The sequence below is a fragment of the Rhodococcus sp. 14C212 genome (assembly GCF_011058195.1).
Classification (GTDB): Bacteria; Actinomycetota; Actinomycetes; order Mycobacteriales; family Mycobacteriaceae; genus Rhodococcus; species Rhodococcus aetherivorans.
This window is the reverse complement of record NZ_JAALEH010000211.1, coordinates 1-1,244: the sequence shown is the minus strand read 5'-3', so window position 1 is coordinate 1,244 and position 1,244 is coordinate 1. Positions and strand designations below refer to the sequence as shown.

The window sequence follows — 1,244 nt, the reverse complement described above, 5'->3', positions numbered from 1 at the left end:
GAGTTCACCGGGTGGTGGGCGGGCGAATTCACTGTCGGGCTCCTAGCGCGCGTAGGGCGAATGCGACGAGTTCGGGGACGGTGTCGGCGGCGGCCGCACCGGACTGCAGCGGGCCGGTGAGGACCTCGCCGACGGCGCCGACGAGGGCGGCGGCGGCGAGGGCCGCGTTCCGGGGAGCGAGATCGCCCGAGTCGATGCCCCGGCGCACGGCCCCTTCGAACGCGGCCGCGAAGGCGCGGCGCAGCACCAGGCGCTCGGCGTCGACGGCCGCGTCGACGGGTTCGGCGAGCAGGGCGTAGGCCAGGGTGGGATTGCGCATGGCACGACGGGCGAAGGTCTCGACGACGGCGGCGACCTGCGCGGCCGCGCCGTCCGGCCGTGCCGCCTCGGCGGCGGCGACCACGGCGTCGACCTCCCGCCCACACAGGCTGCGGAAGATGCGCACCATCAGTTCGGACTTGTCGACGTAGTGCCGGTAGACGCTGCCGGTGGCGACGCCCGCCCGCTCGGCGACGGCCGCGATGGACAGGCCCTGGTAGCCCCGTTCGGACAGCAGGCTCACCGCGGAGGCGGCGATCGCGTCGCGTTGGGCGTCGAGCCGTTGCTGCACGGCGGGGGTCCGGCGATAGGCCACGAAAGAATTGAACCTCGATTCATAGCTTGGGTCAAGGAGGGCGGCTACCGTCTGGGAGGTGAACCGGCTCAGCGTGGTGGACGAGATCTTCCTGCACAGACACCGTGGCCTCGGCATGCCCGTCGCACTGCAGGGACTGTGGCGCACCGGCGACACCGTCGGCGCCCCCCTGCTGATCTCGCTGCACGACGCGCTCGGCCGCAGCCCCCTCGGCCGGCGCGTCGTGCGCCCCCACGTTCCCGGTGCGCGCCCCCGGCTCGAACCGGGTCACCACAGCTACCCGCTGCGCTACCCGCCCGAGCCGATCCCGGCCGCCGACATTCTCGCCTGGGCGGACCAGCAGGCGGAGGTGGACGTCAACCCCGAACTCGGACCGGGATGGGCGCTGACCGCCACCCGTGTCGAGGGCGGCGGGACCGTCGTCTCGCTGGTGTGCTCGCACGTGCTCGCCGACGCGCGCGGCCTGATCGACGCCGTCGCCGACGCGCTGGCCGAGCGGATCCGCCCGTCCGACCCCGAGCGCGTCTCCGACGTGCGCGACGCCGCGCGCCTGGTCCGGCGCGTCGTCCGGGGCATGCGCCGGGCCCGCTGGTCCCCCGCCACCGAGAAG

Annotated in this window: 1 protein-coding gene and 1 pseudogene; one reads left to right on the top strand and one right to left on the bottom strand. The window is 74.4% G+C overall.

The window, feature by feature from the left end:
• Window positions 1–28: 28 nt before the first annotated feature.
• Window positions 29–634, bottom strand: a complete 606-nt coding sequence (locus G6038_RS30725) for a TetR/AcrR family transcriptional regulator (protein ID WP_165042689.1) — start codon at window positions 632–634, stop codon at window positions 29–31.
• 58 nt (window positions 635–692) lie between these two features.
• Here G6038_RS30725 and G6038_RS30720 point away from each other — a divergent pair.
• A pseudogene (locus tag G6038_RS30720) lies at window positions 693–1,244 on the top strand (hypothetical protein); the annotation flags it as partial.